Genomic DNA, 19,107 nt, shown 5'->3' with positions numbered 1-19,107 from the left:
CCCACAAAGGGCGCTTTCCGAGGCAAAGCACACCACTCGCGGTGCTTCCCGGCCCCGACTTTTTGATACCGTCGGAGCCGAGGGCAACCGCTCGTGCGATGCACGCGGGCGAAGGCCCGCACCCAGAGCCCCTGCTCCGGCCGATTCCCCCCGACGGCCGGAGCAGGTCTGAGAGGCCCTGTCGACCCTCCCCCCCCGGTCGGCAGGGCCTCGCTGCTCTCCCGGGCCGCTGCTCCCCGGTCGGCAGGTCCTAGGGCCCGACCCGCTTCCGGACGGCGCCCCGAACGGGGCAGCCCGGTTGCTGTCGGATCGTCAACTCGACTGCGCCACCGGGTTGCCCAGCCAGCGGCTGGCGGCCGGCAGCGCCTCGCCGCGCATCACCAGCGACGACGGCCCGACCCCGGCGCCCGCCCCCAGCGCCGCTCCCGGCAGCACCACCGAATGCGGCCCGACGCTCGCCCCGGGGCCCAGCTCGATGCCGTCCATCCGCAGCAGCCGGTCGTGGAACAGGTGCGTCTGCACCACCACGCCCCGGTTCACCGTGCAGCCGTCACCCAGGCGGACCAGATCGGGCTCCGGCAGCCAGTGGCTCTCGCACCACACGCCCCGCCCCACCCGGACGCCGAGGCTGCGCAGCCAGCAGTTGAGGTACGGGGTGCCCAGCAGGGTGCTGCCCAGCCAGGGCATCGCCAGTTCCTCGACGAAGGTGTCGAAGAGCTCGTTGCGCCAGACGAATGAACTCCACAGCGGTTCGGTCCCCGGACGCAACGGCCCCACCAGGAGCCATTTGGCCGCAGAGGTGAGCAGACAGGCCGTCAGGCCGCAGCCCAGCAGCACGAGTCCGGCCGTCAGCGCGCACACCGCCAGTCCGGCCCGGTCCAGCACGCTCTGCAGAGTGGTCGCCGCCAGGTCCCCCAGCAGCACCGTGAGCAGCACCGGCAGCAGCCGGCACAGCTCCACCGCGGCCCGCGCCCAGACCAGGCGCCGGGGCGGGTCGTAGGTGCGCGCCCGCTCGGCCGGCTCCACCACCCGCTGCAGCGCGAAGGCCGGACGGCCCAGCCAGGAGGTGCCGGGACCGGCCTGCGCGGGGGCGTCGGAGAGCACGCCCACCAGGGAGTCGGCCGGCAGCTCGCGGCCCGGTCCGACGGTGCCGGAGTTCCCGACGAAGGAGCGCCGCCCGACGTGCACCCGCCCCAGCCGGAGCCAGCCGCCGCGGACCTCGAAGGGCGCGAGCAGGGTGTCGTCGGCCAGGAAGGCGTAGTCGTCCACACTGGTCAGCCCGGGCAGCGCGAGCACCGTGGACGCCTCCACCCGGCGCCCGACCCGCGCGCCCAGCAGCCGCAGCCAACCCGGCGTCAGCAGCGAGGAGTACAGCGGGAAGAGCGCGCCGCGCGCGGAGGTCATCAGCTGGTGCACCACCCAGACGGACCAGGCGACCCGCCCGTGGGCCGGGTGCAGGCCGGGCCGGACGGCCCGGGAGAACAGCCGGACCAGCCCCGCCACCAGGCCGGCGTAGCTGAGCACGGTCAGCACGGTGAGCGGCGCCGTGGCGGTCAGCAGCCGGTCGAACACCCCGCTGTAGGAGGGGTCGTGGCCCAGCAGCGTGTACAGCACGACCAGGGCCGGCGCCATCGCCAGCAGCGGCACCGCCTGCAGTGCGGGGAGCGACAGCGCGTACACCGCGTTCCAGAGGCGGGGGTGGGCGGCACGGGGCGGGGCGGCCTGCGGCCAGGCGTCCGCGCGGTCCGCCGGGCCGGGCCGGGCGGGCACGCCGTGCCAGCGCTGCCCGGCCGGGACGCGCCCGGTGACGCAGCTGCCGGGGGCGATCTCGGCGCCCGGTCCGACGTCGGCCCCGGGCATCAGCATGCTCCGGGTGCCCACCCGGGCACCCGCCCCGACCCGGACCGCGCCGACATGCAGCACTCCGCCGTCGAGCCACCATCCGGCCGCGTCGACCTCGGGTTCCAGCGAGCAGCCGTCGTCGAAGCAGGCCAGACCGGTAACCGGCGGCAGCGTGTGCAGCTGGACGTCGCGCCCGACCCGGCAGCCGAGCAGCAGGGCGTAGCGGCGGGCCAGCGGGGTGCCGGTGACGGCGGCGACGTTGAACATGGCGACCACGCGCTCGGCCGTCCACAGCCGCAGATGGATCCGCCCGCCCCTGGGGTAGCTGCCGGGCCGCAGCCCCCGGGTCAGCAGCCGCGCGGAGGCCGCCCCGAGGGCCGCCCGTCCCAGCGCGCTGGACAGCACCAGCCAGCCCCCGCCGAGCAGCCACCACGAGGTGTCCGGCGCCCACGGCAGCGGACGCAGCAGATCGTCGACGGCGGCGAGGGCGAGCAGCCAGCGCGACCCGGTGACGGTCTGCAGCAGCAGGACGACGGCACCCTGGTAGGCGCCGGTCCAGCGTCGGCGGCGGGGGGTGTCCGGCTCGGACGTGCGGCGGCCCGGGCCGGGGGCCGGGGCGGCGGGTTGGTCGGGGACTGCAGCGGAGCGGTCCAGGTGGACCGCGAAGTCCCCGAGCCGGGGCTGCTGGTAGAGGTCGGCGACGGACAGCCCGGGGTGGCGCTCACGCAGCGTGGAGACCAGTCGGGCGGCCGCCAGGCTGGTGCCGCCGAGCGCGAAGAAGTCACTGTCGGCGTCGGCCGCGACTCCCAGCAGTGAGCGCCACTCCTCGGCCAGCCGGGCCGCGGTCCCTCGCAGCCCGCTCGACCCGGAGCCGCTGCCGCCGTGGCGTGCCGCCCCCACGTCGGCCCCGGTGGGCGGCTCGGACCTCAACCCGGACCGCGGCTCGGGCGGCGGCCAGGGCAGCGCCGCCCGGTCGATCTTCCCCGAGGTCCGGGTCGGCAGCTCCGGCAGCACGGTCAGCACCGGCACCAGCGCCGCCGGCAGCCGCTGCAGCAGCAGCCCCCGCAGCGCGCCGAGATCAAGCCCACCACCCGCCACCGCGACTGGCGCCGACGGCGCCGCCATCACAGACCCCGCCGCCGTCGACCCCACGGTCGTGACCGCAGCCGCGCCGGGCGCTGCGGGCAGCAACTGCTGCGGGACGGCCGTACGAGCGGGCGCCGGGGCGGGCGTCGTTGCGGCCGGGACCAGGTAGCCGACCAGGACCTGGCCGCCGCCGGGGGTGTCCCTGACCGCCGCGGCCGCCGCCCGGACGCCGGGCAGGGCCTGCAGCGCGGCGTCGACCTCGCCGAGTTCGATCCGGCGTCCGCCGAGCTTGACCTGCTCGTCCGCCCGGCCCATGAAGACCAAGCCCTGCGGGTCGGCGCGGACCAGGTCGCCGCTGCGGTAGACCCGGCCGCCCGGAAGCGCCGGGTGGGGACGGAACTTCTCGGCGTCCCTGGCCGGGTCGAGGTAGCGCGCGGTGCCGACGCCGCCGATCAGCAGTTCGCCGGTCTCCCCCCAGGCGACCGGCTCACCCGCCGGGTCGACCACGGCCAGTTCCCAGCCGTCCAGCGGGCCGCCGATGCGCACCGGTTGGCCGGCCCGCAGCAGCGAGGCGCACGCCACCACGGTGGCCTCGGTCGGGCCGTAGGTGTTCCAGAACTCGCGCCCGGGCACGTCCAGCCGCTCGACCAGCTCGGCCGGGCAGGCCTCGCCGCCGACGATCAGCAGCCGGACCCGGTCCAGCGCCTCGGCCGGCCACAGCGCCGCCAGCGTGGGCACCGTCGAGACGACGGTGATGCCCTCGCGCACCAGCCAGGGGGCCAGCTCCGCCCCGGCGCGGACCAGTGCGCGCGGGGCGGGCACCAGGCAGGCGCCGTGCCGCCAGGCCAGCCACATCTCCTCGCAGGACGCGTCGAACGCCACCGAGAGACCCGCCAGCACCCGGTCCCCGGGACCCAGCGGAGCATCGCGCAGGAACAACCGCGCCTCCGCGTCCACGAACGCCGCCGCCGAACGGTGGGTCACCGCCACACCCTTCGGCCGCCCGGTGGTCCCCGAGGTGAAGACGATCCAGGCGTCGTCCTGAGGGCCCGGCTTCCGGCCCGCGCCGGTCCCGGGGACGACTCCGGGGGTCACCGCGCCGCCCGCGCCGACGATCGCGCAGACGCCCGCGTCGGCCCAGATCAGCGTCGCCCGTTCGTCCGGGTCGTCCACGTCCACCGGGACGTACGCGGCCCCGGACCGCAGCACGGCCAGGATCGCGACGTAGAGGTCCGCCGTCCCTGACGGCGCCCGTACCCCGACCCGGTCGCCCGGGCCCACGCCCAGGGCGGCCAGCCGGGACGCGAGCGCCGCCACCGCCCGGAACAGCGCGCGGTAGTCGAGCACGACGCCGCCCGCGTCCAGCGCCGGCGCGCCCGGATGGGCCAGCGCGGTCGCGTCCAGGACGTCCAGCAGGGTGCGCGCCGGCGCAGGTTCGTGCACCGGCCACACCGCGTCCGCCGGGACGCGCAGCGCGAGAGGGTTCTCAGTGTTCACTGGTGGAGAACGAGACACCTGGGTCGCAGGTTGACCAAGAATCCTTAAGAAGCTCGTAAATCCTGATAAGCCATCAGCAATGCGGCCGGAAACGGCCAAGTGCGGTCGAAAACGGTCAGGCCCGGTGCACCGGGACCTCCAGCACCACCCTGGTCCCGCCGGCCTCCGCCGGGACCATGTCGAAGCCCCCGCCCAGCTCGCCCACCACCAGGGTCCGGACGATCTGCAGCCCCAGGTTGCCGGCCGTCTTCGGGTCGAAGCCCTCCGGCAGGCCGACCCCGTCGTCGGTGACGGTGATCAGCAGCTGCTCCTCCGGCTTGCCAGGTCCGCCGCCGGCCGGCATCCGGGCCCGGACGGCGGAGACCTCGACCGTGCCGCCGGCCTTCGGGCCGTAGGCGTGCTCCAGCGCGTTCTGCAGGATCTCGGTCAGCACCATCGCCAGCGGGGTGGCCACGTCCGCCGAGAGGATGCCGAAGCTGCCGCTGCGGCGCGCGGTCACCCGGCCGTCCTGGGAGAGCTCCATCACCATGGCCAGCACCCGGTCCGCGATCTCGTCGAAGGCCACGTGCTCGTCCAGGTTCTGCGACAGCGTCTCGTGGACGATGGCGATCGAGCCGACCCGGCGCACCGCCTCGTCCAGCGCCCCGCGCGCCGCGTCGGAGTCCATCCGCCGCGACTGCAGCCGCAGCAGCGCGGCCACGGTCTGCAGGTTGTTCTTCACCCGGTGGTGGATCTCCCGGATGGTGGCGTCCTTGGTCATCAGCTCGCGCTCGCGCCGGCGCAGCTCGGTGACGTCGCGCAGCAGCACCAGCGAGCCGATGTGGACGCCCTTGGGCTTCAGCGGGATGGCCCGCAACTGCACCACGCCCTCGACGCTCTCCACCTCCGCCTGCCTGGGGGCCCAGCCGCTGGCCAGCTTGACCATGGCCTCGTCCACCGGGCCGCGGGAGGGCGGGGCGAGCTCGGCGGTGGTCTTGCCGAGGTGCAGTCCGACCATGTCGGTGGCCAGGCCGAGCCGGTGGTAGGCGGAGAGCGCGTTGGGACTGGCGTAGGTGACCACGCCGTCGGCGTCCAGCCGGATCAGGCCGTCGCCGGCCCGCGGCGAGGCGTCCATGTCCACCTGCTCGCCGGGGAAGGGAAACGTTCCTGCGGCGATCATCTGGGCCAGGTCGGACGCGCTCTGCAGATACGTCAGCTCCAGCCGGCTGGGGGTGCGCACGGTCAGCAGGTTGGTGTTGCGCGCGATCACCCCGAGCACCCGCCCCTCGCGCCGCACCGGGATCGACTCGACCCGCACCGGTACGTCCTCACGCCACTCCGGGTCGCCCTCGCGGACGATCCGGCCCTCGTCCAGCGCGATGTCCAGCATCGGCCTGCGGCCACGCGGGACCAGATGGCCGACCATGTCGTCCTGGTACGAGGTGGGGCCGGTGTTGGGCCGCATCTGCGCCAGCGAGACGTAGCGGGTGCCGTCACGGGTGGGCACCCACAGCACCAGGTCGGCGAAGGAGAGGTCGGAGAGCAGCTGCCACTCGGACACCAGCAGGTGGATCCACTCCACGTCGGCGCTGTCCAGGTTGGTGTGGTGGCGCACCAGCTCATTGAGGGAAGGCATCCTCCGAGCGTATCCGGAGCCGGAGCTTCGACGCCGCTCGGAGAATTGTCCCGCACTGGTCTGGACAATGAGAATTGGTCTAGTCCACAATGGGAAACGCATCAAGGAGAGGCCTACCGCACGATCTGCCCTGACCGCGCACCGGACCTCTTCGCTGGAGAAAGTCGGCCTTGACCGTCTCGCGCCCGCGGGCCCGCACACCCGCCGCACGAACGACGCCAGCCGCCGACCATGCCTCGGGCCGCGGTGCCGGACAGGTTGAGGGTCCTGTCCCGGCGCCACGGCCCGTTGTGCTTCCCCCGGCTGCGGATCTTCACCCCGGCAACAGATCTTCCCCCCCGGCGGCGACGTTCCCCCGGACGGCGGACCGGAGGATCAGTGCGTCTCGGTGACCTTCGCGAGGGCGCGGGGCGCGTCCGGGTCCTGGCCGCGGGCGATGGTCACCTCGTAGGCCAGCAGCTGCAGCGGCAGGATCTCCAGGATCGGCTGCACCTCCTCGGGCACCCCGCCCGGCAGCGCGAAGCCCGCCGAGGCCGCGTCCACCTGGGCCTGTTGGCCCACCACGACCAGGTCCGCGCCGCGTCCGCGCAGCCGGTCGAGCACCGGCTGCAGTGCCTCGCCGCCGCGCCCGTCCGGGACGATGGCGATCACCGGCGAGACGTTGTCCACCATGGCCAGCGGGCCGTGCAGCAGGTCGGCGCCGGAGAACGGCGTCGCCGGGATGTAGGTGGTCTCCATCAGCTTCAGCGCGGCCTCCCGCGCCGTGGGGTAGCCGTACCCGCGCGAGGTGATCACCAGCCGCTGCGCGAAGCGGTAGCGCTCGGCCAGCTGCCGCACCTCGTCGTGCCGCGCCAGCACCGCCCCGGCCAGCTCCGGCAGGCCCTTGGCGGCCGCGCCGTCGCCGCCGCGCAGTCCCTCGACGAAGAGGTACAGCGCCAGCAGCTCGGCGGTGTAGGTCTTGGTCGCGGGCAGCGCCTTCTCCGGGCCCGCCAGCACGTCGATGTGGAACTCGGAGACCTCCGCCAGCGGCGAGGCGGCGTTGTTGGTCACCGCCAGCGTGATCGCGCCGGCCTCGCGGGCCGCCCGGGTGGAGGCGACCAGATCCGGGGAGCCACCCGACTGGCTGACCGTGATCACCAGGCAGTCGGTGAGGTCCGGGGTGGCCCCGTAGGCCGTGGTGGTGGACATCGAGGTCAGCCCGGCCGGCCGGCCCAGCAGCACCTCCACCAGGTACTTGGCGTACAGGGCTGCGTTGTCGCTGGTCCCCCGGCCGGTCAGCAGGACGAAGCGCGGGTTGCGGGCGGCGATCTCCGTCGCGACGGCGTGGATCCGCGGGGCGCCCTCGTCGAGGATGCGCCGCAGCACGTCGGGCTGCTGGGCGATCTCCGCGGCCATGATCCGGCCGGGACGGTGGTCGAGATCCTGGGTTCCATGGGGGAGGAAGGGCTGCGCGGACATGAAGGGTCCTCCAGGGACGGCTGCCGGCACCCCGGACGGGGCCGGTCGTCGGCGGCCTGTCCGCACACGGGTCGCCGGGACGATCCTAGGGCCCGCCCTCCGGTGGCTGCCCGGTCACCCCTCGGCGAGCCGGTTGTCCAGCTTCACGTCCGCCGCGGCCGCTGCGGCCTGCGGATCCTGGCCCTCCAGCACCGGGGTGAGGAACTGGCTGACGATGGGGTTGGGCGGGTTCTCCACGTTCCCCCAGGCCGGGACGCCCGGGGTGAAGCCGGCGTTGGCCTCCGCCTGTTGCGCCGCCGCCGCGTAGGCGTTGCCGTCCAGGGCCCGATAGAGGCCGGTCTTGTTCGGCAGGAAGCCGGTGGCCTGGACGTAGGCGCTCTCGTTGGCGTCGTCCAGGGCGATCGCCAGGAAGCCCAGGGCCAGCTCGCGGTTGGTGGAGTTGGACGAGACGGCGAGGTTGGACCCGCCGAGGAAGGTCCTGGCCGGGGTGCCCGCGGTGGCACCGGGGATCGGGAACCAGCCGATGTCGTCCTTCATGGCCGGGTTCGACTGCAGCACCGTGGCCTGCTCGTAGCCCATCGCGATCATCGAGGCCACGTTCCCCCTGGCGAACACGGTGGCCTCGACCGGGTTGGCCTCGTCCTGGTCCTTGGGGGCCTTGCCGAAGGCCTGCAGCTTCTTGAAGAGCCTGGCGGCGCCGATCGCGGCCGGGCTCTCCAGGTCGCCGACCCAGGTGTTGTTCCGCTGGGCGAGGATGTCGGACCCGGCGTCCTGGAGGAAGCCGTCGAAGGCGTACCAGTTCTGGCCGGGCAGGTAGAGCGCGGAGTCCACGCCCGGGGTGTGCTGCAGGACGTCCAGGTCGCTGATCCACTGGTCCATGGTGGCCGGCGGACTGAGCCGGGCCCTGGCCCAGAGCCGCTTGTTGTACATCACCACCCGGCTGCCGGCGAACCACGGCGCCGCGAACTGCTTGCCGCTGACCAGGGTCGACCGGTTCATGGCCGGCGACCAGGAGGCGCCGCCCAGCTGCGCCCGGTAGGGGTCCAGATCGAGCAGACCGCCGGTGGTCACGTAGTAGGCGGTCTGGGTGTTGCCGATGTCGATCACGTCCGGCGGGACGGTCGCGGACAGCGCGAAGGTCACCTTCTGCTGGATGCCGCTCCAGCCCTGCCGCTGGATGTCCACCGTGGCACCCGGGTACTTCTGCTCGAACTCGGCCCTGACCGTGGCGACCCAGGAGGCCGGATCGTCCCCCGCCATCAGCCAGACCGTCAGCACCCTGCCCCGGTAGGACGTGGGTGCCACCCGCGCCCCCGCCGTCCCCCCGGTGCTGCAGGCGGTGACCCCCGCCATCAGCACTGCCGCGCCAAGAGCAACGACAAGTCTTCGCTTCACGCCATCCTCCCCGGATGCGGGTCGATTCCCGCCATTGGCATAGACCAATTGCCGGAGTGTGGCCGCCGGGGAGCGGCAGCGTCAAGGAATCCGGCCCGCTGCGGCGCCAGCTGTTACCCGACCGACATCAGCGCCGGATCCGCGCCCACTACGGGGCATTCACCCACTTCTGCTCTGATTTGATGAGGCCGGTTGGTCCAGTCCTGGAGCCCTGGTTGGTCCAGTCCTTCACCTGATGGACTCCGGACGACGTCGCGCTTGTCAAGCGTTGGTAACGGCTTGGGCTTCGCCGCCGAGAACCCTTGACGCTCCTCATTGGTCCATGCCAATCTCCGAGCACTGGTCTACACCAATCAGGTTGCTGCGTCAGAGCGATGGGCGACCCGGTCGCATCTCACCACCAAGCACCGCCAGAAGTCCGCACCACCCTCAGTCGAGCACTTCCTCTCAGGCACGGTCTGGCTCCGGAACTCCTCCGGGACACCACCGGCACCGGTGCCCTACCTCGCTCATCCCCCAGGAGGATGTTTTGAAGCGCAAGATCGCAGTCGCGGCGGCACTCGCCAGCGTCCTGACCGCAGCCGCCTGCTCCTCTTCCTCGTCGGCCGGCTCCGCCAAGCAGAGCACTCTCAGCACCGACGGCAAGGGCAAGACGGTCACCGTCTGGCTGATGAACGACGCGCAGAAGGGCTGGCCGGACGTCGTCGCCGCGGCCAAGAAGCAGTTCGAGGACGAGACCGGCGCGACCCTGAACATCCAGTGGCAGAACTGGACCAACTTCGGCACCAAGCTGGACACCGCGCTGCTCTCCAACAACGCGCCCGACGCGCTGGAGCTCGGCGACACCCAGACCGCGAAGTACGTCTCCTCCGGTTCCTTCGTCGACCTGACCAGCGTCAAGGGCCAGTTCGACAACTCGGCCACCTGGCTGGACTCGCTGGCGGCCTCCGGCCAGAGCGCGGACGGCACCAAGACCTACGCCATCCCCTACTACGCCGGTGCCCGCGTCCTGATCTACCGCAAGGACCTGTTCGCCGCGGCCGGCGTCACCACCGCGCCGACCACGCTGGCCGAGCTGACCGCCGACCTGGACAAGGTCAAGGCCAAGAACGCCTCGGTGCCCAACTTCTCCGCGCTCTACCTCCCGGGCAAGAACTGGTACACCGCCGTCTCCTTCGGCGCCGGCAGCTACGGCGTCAGCGGCGTCATCGCGAAGGCCAGCGGCAGCAACTTCACCGGCACGCTGACCGACCCGCAGTTCATCAACGGCATCAACACCTGGTACAACCTGCAGAAGAACTACTCCGTGGGCGGCACCACCGTCGACGAGTCCAACCAGGACGCGCTGATGGCCAAGGGCAACATCGCCGCCATCATCGGCAACGGCTGGGAGGTCAGCTCCGTCGCCGACCCGAAGACCGGCGACCCGTCGCTGGCCGACAAGCTCGCCACCATCGCCGTCCCCGGCACCACGGCCGGCCAGCCGACCCCGGCCTTCCTCGGCGGTTCCGACCTGGCCGTCCCGAGCAAGGCGCAGAACCCGGGCCTGGGCGCCGAGTTCCTGCGCATCTTCACCAACACCGCGCAGCAGACCCTGCTGACCAAGTACGCCATCCCCAACAACAAGACGCTGCTCTCCGCGTACCGCGCCGCGTCCCCGGCCAACGCCGCCGCCGCCGACGCCGCCGCCGGCAAGACCTGGTTCATCCCGAACTCGCAGTTCTGGAGCCAGGCCTCCGACGAGGTCGCGCTGCAGACCGCCTTCAGCGACATCGCCACCGGCAAGGACCCGTCCACCGAGCTGGGCACCGCGCAGACGGCCATCCTGAAGGACCTCAACAACACCAACTGATCCGTCCGGTCGGGGTCGGCGCCCACTCCGGGGTGCCGGCCCCGGCCCCGGCCATGGTCCGCGGCCCGTCCGCGGACCCGTACCACCTGTTTCCGTACCACCTGACGTGCTGGCTCCAGGGAAGGACCCTGATGAGTGTGATTGACTCCGACCGCCCCACGGCGAAGCCCGGTCGGCAGGGGAGAACCCCGGAGCCGCGCAAGCGCCGCGGCGGTGTCTCCGGACGCAGCTACATTCCGTACGCGCTGATCATCCCGGCCGCCGCGGTGATGCTGGGGGTGCTCGCCTATCCCCTGTTCCAGCTGTTCAACCTGGCCTTCCAGAACGTCAACGACTACCTGCACCTGGTCAACCCGGGCACGGCGAAGTACATCGGCTTCGACGGCTTCACCAAGGTGCTCAGCAGCGGCGACTTCTGGGACTCGGTGCGGCGCACGGTGCTGCTGGTGCTGGAGGTGGTGCTGCTGTCGGTGGTGCTCGGCCTGGGCGTCGCGGTGCTGCTGAACCGGGTGTCCAACTGGGCCAAGGTCACCGTCATCACGGTGCTGATGTTCGTCTGGGCCATCCCGGCGATCGTCACCGGCACCGTCTTCCGCTGGCTGTTCGCCAGCACCTCCGGCGTCGTGGACTACATCTGCTACCTGTTCGGCGGCAAGGGGATGCTGAACCACGACTGGTTCGCCGACCCCACCCAGGGCCTCTACGTGGTGGTCGCGGTCTCGGTCCTGTGGGGCGCGCTGCCGTTCCTGGTGATCGGCTTCAACGCGGCGATGACCCAGGTCCCCAAGGAACTGGTCGAGGCGGCCACGCTGGACGGCGCCAACGGCTGGCAGGCCTTTCGGCACGTGGTGATCCCGGTGATCAAGCCCTTCCTGATCGTGGCCACCGCGCTCAGCGTGATCTGGGACTTCCAGGTCTTCGGGCAGATCTGGGCGCTGCGGCAGAACTCGCCGGAGCCCGGCTACCGGACCATCGGCGTCTACCTCTACATGCAGGGCATCGGCAGCTCGCACTACAGCAGCAGCGCGGTGACCTCCATCGCGATGATCCTGCTGATGCTCGCGGTGCTGGTCTTCTACATCCGCCAGGTCGTCAAGATCGGAGAGCAGGACTGATGGCTATCGCCGCTCCCAAGCCCAAGGCCGCCCGCTCGTCCGGCTCGGACCGTGCGCCGCACCAGAACCGCTGGATGACCGGCGTCTGGAACACCGTCGCCCTCGCCTTCGCGGTGGTCATGGCCTTCCCGATCTACTGGATGATCCTGACCACGGTCAAGAGCAACAAGGACCTGCTGTCGCAGAACCCGACGTTCTGGCCGATCCACTTCGACTTCTCCAGCTACTCGACGATCTTCAGCGACCCCAACTTCCTGCCCGACCTGGGCAACACCGCGGTGATCACGCTGGGCGCTGTGCTGGCCGGCCTGGTCGTCGGCTTCCTCGCCGCGGTCTCGGTGGCCCGGTTCCGCTTCCGCGGCCGCAACTTCTTCATCGTCAGCATGCTGGTGGTGCAGATGGTGCCGCTGCTGGCGCTGGTCATCCCGATGTTCATCATCCTGAACAACGCCGGACTGTACGACCAGCTGATCGGCGTGGTGCTGGCCTACCTGGTGTTCACCATCCCCTACGTGGTGTGGACGCTGCGGTCCTTCATCGTCAACATCCCGCCGGACCTGGACGAGGCCGCGATGGTGGACGGCTGCACCCGCTGGGAGGCCTTCTACCGGGTGGTGCTCCCGCTGACCGTCCCGGGCCTGATCACCACCGGCGTGTACTGCTGGATCCAGGCGTGGAACGAGTTCGTCATCGCCAACACCCTGCTGTCCGACAACAACAAGCAGACCTCGATGGTCTGGCTGACCAGTTACTCCGCCTCGCCCACCCACGGCGCCGACTACGGCGCGCAGATGGCGGGCGCGCTGCTGGTGTCGCTGCCGGTGATCATCCTCTTCGTCATCTTCCAGAAGCGCGTGGCCTCCGGACTGACGGCCGGCGCCGTCAAGGGCTGACCCGTCCCTCCGCCCCGCCTCTGTACGCACCTGAGACACGCTTGGAAGGAACCATGACGAATCCCGGCCCGGACACCGTCCAACTCCTCGTAGACGCCGGATCGGTGCTCCAGCCGGGCTTCGCCGGCCTCACCCCTCCGGACTGGGTACGGCGTCGCCTGGAGTCGGGCGAGCTCGGCGGCGTCGCCCTGTACGGCCGTAACATCGCCGGCCGCGAGCAGGTGGCCGCGCTGACCTCGGCCATGTACGCGCTGAACCCGGACCTGCTGATCGCCACCGACGAGGAGGGCGGCGACGTCACCCGCCTGGAGGTGATGACCGGCTCCTCGTACCCGGGCAACCTGGCCCTGGGCGCGGTCGACGACACCGCGCTGACCGAGGACGTGGCCCGCTCCATCGGCGTGGACCTGGCCGCGGCCGGCATCAACCTCAACTACGCCCCGGACGCGGACGTCAACTCCAACCCGGACAACCCGGTGATCGGGGTGCGCTCCTTCGGCGGCGACGGCGAGCTGGCCGCCCGGCACACCGCCGCCTACGTCCGCGGCCTGCAGTCGGCCGGCGTGGCCGCCTGCGCCAAGCACTTCCCCGGGCACGGCGACACCGCCTCGGACACCCACCTCGGGCTGCCCCGGATCGACATGCCGCTGGACCTGTTCGGCGCCCACCTGGCACCGTTCCGGGCCGCCGTCGAGGCCGGCGCCAAGTCGATCATGACCGCGCACATCCTCTTCCCCGCCTACGACCCGGACATGCCCGCGACCATGTCCCGGGCCATCCTCAGCGACCTGCTGCGCAAGGACCTCGGCTACGACGGCCTGATCGTCACCGACGGCATCGAGATGGGCGCCATCTCCGGCACCCACGGCATCGCCGAGGGCACGGTCAAGGCGGTGGCCGGCGGCGCCGACGCGATCTGCGTCGGCGGCGGGCTGCAGGACGAGGCCACCTTCCTCTACCTGCGCGACGCCCTGCTCTGGGCGGTCCGCGAGGGCCGGCTCTCCGAGGACCGGCTGCACGAGGCCGCCGAGCGCAACCGGGCCGTGGCCCGCTGGTCCGCCGCGCTGCGCGCACAGGCCGCCGCCAGCGTCGAGCCGGGGATCGGCCTGGCCGCCGCCCGCCGGGCGCTGCGGGTGCACGGCGAACTGCGCCCGCTGCGCGGCATCCCGCACGTCGTCGAGTTCTCCCCGGCGGCCAACTTCGCGGTGGGCGACGAGACCGCCTGGGGCCTGTCCGGGCCGCTGGCCGAGCTGGTCCCCGGCACCACCGCCACCCGGGTCGGCGCCCCGGCCACCAGGACCGTCAGCAAGGGCCTGCTGAGCACCTCGGTGGACGCCGGCGAGGGTACCGTGGACACGGCACCGTTGCTGGGCGCGGCCGTCGGCCGTCCGTTCGTCATCGTGGTGCGCGACCTGCACCGCTACGGCTGGATGAAGCGCGCGGCGCTGGAGTTGACGCGGGCGCGGCCCGACGCGGTGGTGGTGGAGATCGGCACCGCGTACCGGCTGGAGGAGACCTTCGCGGGACGCGGGGTCACCGTGCTGGCCACCTACGGCGGCGCCCGGGTGTGCGGCATCGCCGCCGCCGAGGCCCTGGCCGGAACGACCACGGGCAGCACCTCGGGAACGATCAGGGTCGCCTGACAGGCGGCCCGGCCCGGGGCCGTGCCGGATCGACACCACGCCGAGGGCTCACGGCCGACAGACCCGGCATGCCACCATGAGTGCCGCAGGAGTACGGAGATGCCGGTGAGGGCCACGGAAAAGGAAGCAGGAGCGGCGATGACGACCGAAGGGGGTCCCGACGTGGAGCCGGCCGGAGAGGGAAGCGTGAGCGCGCGCGTCCCCAAGTACTACCGGCTCAAGCGGCACCTGCTGCAGATCACGCAGACCCAGGCCCCCGGCACTCCGGTCCCGCCCGAGCGCACCCTGGCGCTGGAGTTCGAGACCTCGCGGACCACGGTCCGGCAGGCGCTGCAGGAGCTCGTGGTCGAGGGCCGGCTGGAACGGATCCAGGGCAAGGGCACCTTCGTCGCCAAGCCCAAGGTCTCCCAGGCGCTCCAGCTGACCTCGTACACCGAGGACATGCGCGCGCAGGGCCTGGAGCCCACCTCCCGACTGCTGGAGGTCGGCTACGTCACCGCCGACGACCGGCTCGCCGCGCTGCTGGACATCCGTCCCGGCGGGCGGGTGCTGCGGGTGGAGCGGCTCCGGCTGGCCAACGGCGACCCGATGGCGATCGAGGCGGCGCACCTGTCCGCCAAGCGCTTCCCGGCGCTGCGCCGGAACCTGGTCAAGTACAACTCCCTGTACGCGGCGCTGAGCGAGGTCTACGGGGTGCACGTGGCCGAGGCCGAGGAGACCATCGAGACCTCGCTGGCCACCCCGGCCGAGGCCGGCCAGCTCGGCACCGACGTGGGCCTGCCGATGCTGCTGCTGTCGCGGCACTCCTTCGACGCGGCCGGCGAGCCGGTGGAGTGGGTCCGCTCGGTGTACCGCGGCGACCGCTACAAGTTCACCGCCAGGCTCCGCCGCCCGGACTAGCCGGCCCGGACCGGTCCGCCGGTACGGCGCGGGGCATCGGTACGGCGCGGGAACGCGTCCCCGCGCCGTACCTCCGCTCTCGTATGCCGAGAAGGTGTACGCCTAAAAAATCATGCAGCTTCCCGTGACGTGGGCTCGTCAATGTCCTAGATTCCGGGAGTCACCTGTACGAATGTCCGGTGGCGCCTCGGGGGAGGCCTGCCCTGCTGCGCCGTCGGCCTTTGCGAGGAGCCGCCGACATGGCCGATACCGCTCCACCCGACCGACCCCCGGTGGTCACCGGCACCAGGATCGTCTGCGCGATCCTGCTGCTGGCCCCGTTCGTGGCCCTGCTCTGGGTCAACTCCTACTCCCGGCTGACCCCCGCCTTCATCGGCATCCCGTTCTTCTACTGGTACCAGCTGCTCTGGGTGATCGTCTCCGCGGTGCTCACCGGGGCCGCCTACCTGCTGTTCCGCCGTGAAGAGGACCGCCGCAAGGCCACAGCGACGGAGGCCGGGCGATGACCGAACTCGCCGGACAGAAGGTCGACGCCGTCTCGCTGACGGTCTTTCTGCTGTTCTTCCTCGCGGTCACCCTGGTCGGCTTCTACGCCGCCCGCTGGCGCCGCGCCGACAACCCGCTGCACCTGGACGAGTGGGGCCTGGGCGGCCGCGGCTTCGGCACGGTGGTCAGCTGGTTCCTGCTCGGCGGCGACCTGTACACCGCCTACACCTTCATCGCCGTCCCGGCGCTGGTGTACGGGGTGGGCGCGGCCGGCTTCTACGCCGTGCCCTACACCATCGTGGCCTGGCCACTGGTCTTCGTCTTCCTGCCCCGGCTCTGGTCGGTGGCGCGCAGCAGGGGCTACGTCACCCTTGCCGACTTCGCCCGCGGCCGCTACGGCTCGCGCTACCTGGCCCTGGCCGTCGCCCTCACCGGCATCCTGGCCACCATGCCCTACATCGCGCTGCAACTGGTGGGCATCCAGGCGGTGCTGGACACCATGGGCCTCGGCGGCTCCAGCGGATTCGCCAAGGACCTGCCGCTGCTGATCGCCTTCGCGGTGCTGGCCGCGTACACGTACTCCTCGGGGCTGCGCGCCCCGGCGCTGATCGCCTTCGTCAAGGACACCCTGGTCTACGTGGTGGTGCTGGTCGCGATCATCTACATCCCGATCCGGCTCGGCGGCTACGGCCACATCTTCCACGACGCGGCCACCGCGCTGGCGGCGAAGAACCCGGCGACCGGGGCGCCGCGCGGCTCGCTGGTCTCCGGCCCCAAGGCGCAGTGGGCGTACGCGACCCTGGCGCTGGGCTCGGCGATGGCGCTGTTCATGTACCCGCACTCGGCGACCGGGGTGCTGGCCGCCAAGGACCGCAACACCGTGCGGCGCAACCTGGCGATCATGCCGGCCTACTCGCTGATGCTGGGTCTGCTGTCGCTGCTGGGCTTCATGGCCCTGTCGGCGGGCGTCGGCAAGGGGGTCGCCGGTTACAACGCGCAGCTGGCGGTGCCGCAGCTGTTCCAGCAGATGTTCCCGTCCTGGTTCGCGGGCGTGGCGTTCGCGGCCATCGGCATCGGCGCGCTGGTCCCGGCCGCGATCATGTCGATCGCGGCGGCGAACCTGTTCACCCGCAACGTGTACCGGGAGTTCATCCAGCCCCGGGCCACCCCGGCGCAGGAGACCCGGGTCGCCAAGATCGTGTCACTGCTGGTGAAGCTGGGCGCGCTGGGCTTCGTGCTCGGCATCGACAAGCAGTTCTCGATCAACCTGCAGCTGCTGGGCGGGATCTGGATCCTGCAGACCTTCCCGGCCATCGTCACCGGCCTGTTCAGCCGCTGGTTCCACCACTGGGCGCTGCTGGCCGGCTGGGCCGCGGGCATGGCCTACGGCACCTGGGCCGCCTACGGCGTGGCGGCCGCCGGCAAGCCGCACTCGCACTTCGGCGGCGGCTCGGCGACCATCCCCGGGATCGGCCAGATCGGCTACATCGGGGTCACCGCCTTCGTGCTGAACCTCGCGGTCGCGGTGCTGCTCACGCTGCTGCTGCGGGCCTTCGGCAGCGCACCGGCCCCGGACGAGACCACGCCCGCCGACTACCTGGTGGACGGCCTGCCCGTACCCCTGCCGGAGGCGGTCGTGACTCCTATTGCCCCCTGATTCACCCCTTTTACGCCCCCCTCGCGGGCCGTCGCTCCCCCACACTGGGACGGCGGCCCGCACGCACCTCCGCGGCGGGCTCGGCCGACCCGCAGGGGGCAATCCGTGTCAGTCGCCAGCAGCAGCACCAGCCACCACCACGGCCCGCTCGACCGGCAGGCGCCCGCGCCCCCGCGCCCGCTGTCGCTGATGGTCACCCGGCACGGGCAGAGCACCGCCAACGCCGCCTTCGCCGCCGCCGAGGCCGTCGGGGCGCTGGACGTCGGCATCACCTGCCGCGACGCGGACCTCTCGCTCAGCGCGCTCGGCCGGGAGCAGTCCGCCGCCCTGGGTCGCCGGCTCGCCTCCCGCGCCGACGGCCCGCTGCCGCAGAGCGTGTGGGTGTCCCCGTACCTGCGCACCCAGGAGACCGCCGAGCTGGTCCTGGCCGAGATCGACCGGGCCGGCCTGCCGCTGCCCGAGGTCCGCACCGACGAGCGGCTGCGCGACCGCGAACTGGGCGTCCTGGAGATGCTCACCTCCGCGGCGATCGAGTTGCACCACCCGACCGAGGCCAAACGCCGCAGGCTGCTCGGCGAGCTCCGCTGGCGCCCGCCGGGCGGCGAGTCGCACGCGGACGTGGCGCTGCGGCTGCGCAGCCTGCTGCGCGACCTGTACGAGGCGGAGGAGTCCCGCAGGGTGCTGCTGATCGGTCACGACGCGGTGGTGCTGATGCTCCGGCACATCCTCGACGAGCTGGACGAGGACGCCATGGAGGAGGTCTACCGTTCCGGCTGCGTCGCCAACACCTCGATCACCCGCTGGACCCGCGACCCGGCCGGCGACCTCCGCCTGGACTGCTACAACACCACCCCCCACCTGCCCTGACCCCGCCGCCCCCGTTCACCGGCGGAGCCGACGCCAACTCATTGCCGGCGGAGCCGACCCCAACTCATTGCCGGCGAAGCCGGAAGTAGTGCGGATCGGTGATGCCGACCGGCAGCGGGACCATCACGCCGGCCAGGCGTACCCGTTCGTAGCCGACCGCCATGGTCAGCCAGCGGCCGGGGGGCGCGCCCGCTCCGAACCGCATCCGCAGCAGCACGGACACCCGGCCGCCCGCCGCCGGCGCCAGCCCCCTGGCCGGGCCGACCTGCCCGGCCAGGGCGCCCTCGCCCTCCACCATCGGCACCGGCACCCAGCGGCCGTGGCGACCGCCCCGCCGCCACTCCAGCCGCACCTCGCCGGTCCGCAGCCCACCGGCCTTCGTTCCGAACACCAGCACCGGACGGACCCCGGCGCAGCGGACCCCGGGGCGGTCCGCCGCCGTCAGCCGGAACGCCGACCAGCCCGAACCCCGCACCCGGTACACCCGGTGCAGCCGCTCCAACCGCAGCGTCAGCGGCGGCCGCCCCAGCCGGCCCGCGTCCACCCCGCAGCTGCGCGCCCGCGTCGTGTGGACCGGGGAGTGCCGGGCGGCGGCCGAGGCCGCCGGCGCCGCGGCGAGCAGCAGACCCGACCCGGCCAGCGCCGCGACCAGCAGCGACCCGCACCTCCGCAGCACCGTCCGGCGCAGTCCCATCGCACCCCTCCGCTCCCGCCCGCCGCCGCCCACGTCGGTCCATCCGGCACAGCCCTCATCCGGCAGAGCTCACATCGGGCACAACCCGAATCTGACACAGCTCCGGC

13 protein-coding genes are annotated in these 19,107 nt (G+C 72.4%); 8 read left to right on the top strand and 5 right to left on the bottom strand.

Annotation, left to right across the window (positions count from 1 at the left end):
- Positions 1-312 precede the first annotated feature (312 nt).
- The 4 genes from ABH925_RS07980 to ABH925_RS07965 all read right to left on the bottom strand — a co-directional run bounded on the left by ABH925_RS07980 (position 313) and on the right by ABH925_RS07965 (position 8,893).
- Positions 313-4,425, bottom strand: coding sequence for a Pls/PosA family non-ribosomal peptide synthetase (locus ABH925_RS07980; RefSeq protein WP_370146416.1), 4,113 nt, complete (start codon positions 4,423-4,425; stop codon positions 313-315).
- A 115-nt stretch (positions 4,426-4,540) separates the two neighbouring features.
- A complete protein-coding gene (locus tag ABH925_RS07975) occupies positions 4,541-6,040 on the bottom strand; it encodes a sensor histidine kinase (RefSeq protein WP_370146415.1) in 1,500 nt (499 codons plus the stop codon).
- A 375-nt stretch (positions 6,041-6,415) separates the two neighbouring features.
- On the bottom strand, positions 6,416-7,498 hold the full coding sequence (locus ABH925_RS07970; protein ID WP_370146414.1) for an SIS domain-containing protein: 1,083 nt from the start codon (positions 7,496-7,498) through the stop codon (positions 6,416-6,418).
- A 114-nt stretch (positions 7,499-7,612) separates the two neighbouring features.
- A complete protein-coding gene (locus ABH925_RS07965) occupies positions 7,613-8,893 on the bottom strand; it encodes an extracellular solute-binding protein (RefSeq protein ID WP_370146412.1) in 1,281 nt (426 codons plus the stop codon).
- A gap of 529 nt (positions 8,894-9,422) precedes the next feature.
- On the opposite strand from ABH925_RS07965, the gene ABH925_RS07960 reads away from it, so the two are divergent.
- The 8 genes from ABH925_RS07960 (at position 9,423) to ABH925_RS07925 (ending at position 18,306) form a co-directional block, all read left to right on the top strand.
- Positions 9,423-10,745 (top strand): extracellular solute-binding protein, encoded by a 1,323-nt coding sequence (locus ABH925_RS07960; RefSeq protein ID WP_370146410.1) that lies wholly within the window; start codon positions 9,423-9,425, stop codon positions 10,743-10,745.
- A 131-nt stretch (positions 10,746-10,876) separates the two neighbouring features.
- Positions 10,877-11,860 carry a carbohydrate ABC transporter permease gene (locus ABH925_RS07955; RefSeq protein ID WP_370146409.1) on the top strand — a complete coding sequence of 328 codons (984 nt, stop codon included), beginning with the start codon at positions 10,877-10,879 and terminating at the stop codon, positions 11,858-11,860.
- Positions 11,860-12,753, top strand: a complete 894-nt coding sequence (locus ABH925_RS07950; protein ID WP_370146407.1) for a carbohydrate ABC transporter permease — start codon at positions 11,860-11,862, stop codon at positions 12,751-12,753. The genes ABH925_RS07955 and ABH925_RS07950 overlap by 1 nt, the downstream gene beginning before the upstream one ends.
- Positions 12,754-12,806: 53 nt before the next feature.
- Complete coding sequence (locus tag ABH925_RS07945) at positions 12,807-14,396, top strand: glycoside hydrolase family 3 protein (RefSeq protein WP_370146405.1); 1,590 nt, start codon at positions 12,807-12,809, stop codon at positions 14,394-14,396.
- 138 nt (positions 14,397-14,534) lie between these two features.
- Positions 14,535-15,296, top strand: coding sequence for a GntR family transcriptional regulator (locus ABH925_RS07940; protein ID WP_370146404.1), 762 nt, complete (start codon positions 14,535-14,537; stop codon positions 15,294-15,296).
- 239 nt (positions 15,297-15,535) lie between these two features.
- Positions 15,536-15,802 carry a DUF3311 domain-containing protein gene (locus ABH925_RS07935; protein WP_370146402.1) on the top strand — a complete coding sequence of 89 codons (267 nt, stop codon included), beginning with the start codon at positions 15,536-15,538 and terminating at the stop codon, positions 15,800-15,802.
- The gene (gene mctP, locus ABH925_RS07930) at positions 15,799-17,439 is read left to right on the top strand and encodes a monocarboxylate uptake permease MctP (RefSeq protein ID WP_370146401.1); all 1,641 of its coding nucleotides are present in this window, start codon (positions 15,799-15,801) and stop codon (positions 17,437-17,439) included. The genes ABH925_RS07935 and mctP overlap by 4 nt, the downstream gene beginning before the upstream one ends.
- 105 nt (positions 17,440-17,544) lie before the next feature.
- A complete protein-coding gene (locus ABH925_RS07925) occupies positions 17,545-18,306 on the top strand; it encodes a histidine phosphatase family protein (RefSeq protein WP_370146399.1) in 762 nt (253 codons plus the stop codon).
- A 64-nt stretch (positions 18,307-18,370) separates the two neighbouring features.
- On the opposite strand, the gene ABH925_RS07920 is transcribed toward ABH925_RS07925, so the two are convergent.
- Complete coding sequence (locus ABH925_RS07920) at positions 18,371-19,000, bottom strand: hypothetical protein (protein WP_370146398.1); 630 nt, start codon at positions 18,998-19,000, stop codon at positions 18,371-18,373.
- Positions 19,001-19,107: the final 107 nt, after the last annotated feature.

The organism is Streptacidiphilus sp. EB129 (assembly GCF_041262645.1).
Lineage (GTDB): Bacteria > Actinomycetota > Actinomycetes > Streptomycetales > Streptomycetaceae > Streptacidiphilus.
The sequence above is the reverse complement of the archived record's forward strand: the minus strand, read 5'-3'. Positions and strand labels throughout refer to the sequence as shown.

Coding starts and splice junctions, on each gene's coding strand:
- ABH925_RS07975 (WP_370146415.1), bottom strand. CDS start 6,040: ATGCCTTCCCTCAATGAGCTGGTGCGCCACCACACCAACCTGGACAGC.
- ABH925_RS07970 (WP_370146414.1), bottom strand. CDS start 7,498: ATGTCCGCGCAGCCCTTCCTCCCCCATGGAACCCAGGATCTCGACCAC.
- ABH925_RS07955 (WP_370146409.1), top strand. CDS start 10,877: ATGAGTGTGATTGACTCCGACCGCCCCACGGCGAAGCCCGGTCGGCAG.
- ABH925_RS07950 (WP_370146407.1), top strand. CDS start 11,860: ATGGCTATCGCCGCTCCCAAGCCCAAGGCCGCCCGCTCGTCCGGCTCG.
- ABH925_RS07945 (WP_370146405.1), top strand. CDS start 12,807: ATGACGAATCCCGGCCCGGACACCGTCCAACTCCTCGTAGACGCCGGA.
- ABH925_RS07940 (WP_370146404.1), top strand. CDS start 14,535: ATGACGACCGAAGGGGGTCCCGACGTGGAGCCGGCCGGAGAGGGAAGC.
- ABH925_RS07935 (WP_370146402.1), top strand. CDS start 15,536: ATGGCCGATACCGCTCCACCCGACCGACCCCCGGTGGTCACCGGCACC.
- mctP (WP_370146401.1), top strand. CDS start 15,799: ATGACCGAACTCGCCGGACAGAAGGTCGACGCCGTCTCGCTGACGGTC.
- ABH925_RS07920 (WP_370146398.1), bottom strand. CDS start 19,000: ATGGGACTGCGCCGGACGGTGCTGCGGAGGTGCGGGTCGCTGCTGGTC.